At 29.0% G+C, this 417-nt stretch carries 1 protein-coding gene; it reads left to right on the top strand.

Annotation, left to right across the window (positions count from 1 at the left end; all coding sequences use genetic code 11):
• Positions 1 to 39 precede the first annotated feature (39 nt).
• Positions 40 to 417: hypothetical protein (locus tag DWX29_RS12230; RefSeq protein WP_147365058.1), on the top strand; the 378-nt coding region annotated here is incomplete at its 3' end.

The raw sequence follows: 417 nt of genomic DNA, 5'->3' as shown, positions 1-417 counted from the left end.
AATAATGTGAAATAATAATAGAGAGAGGAGACAATAATTATGTCAAAGAAGGTAAGAGGTAAGGCTTTAATATTATTAATGGTATCTGTTTTGACAATGATGTGTCTTAATGTATATGGAAATACTACAAAGGTTACATATCAAGATGGATATTTAATGTTTGGAACATGGAACGGAAATGGAAATGCAACTGTAACAATAGGCAACGATTATTTGACAAAAGGTTCGGATGTTGCTAAATATAATGAATTTGAATATTTGGAATGTAATAAGAATACAGTTTCAAATAGTCATTTTTCTGTAGCAGAACAGAATGGAAATGTTGTTATTAGTTTAAATGAAAGTTATCTAAAAAGTTTGCAGGATGGAATGTACTCATTTAAAGCTGTATTTGCTAAGGCGATTATTCCTATTAGA

Source organism: Eubacterium sp. AF19-12LB (assembly GCF_003479125.1).
In the GTDB taxonomy this organism is placed as follows: Bacteria; Bacillota; Clostridia; order Lachnospirales; family Lachnospiraceae; genus Eubacterium_U; species Eubacterium_U album.
This window is presented reverse-complemented; position numbering and strand designations above follow the sequence as displayed.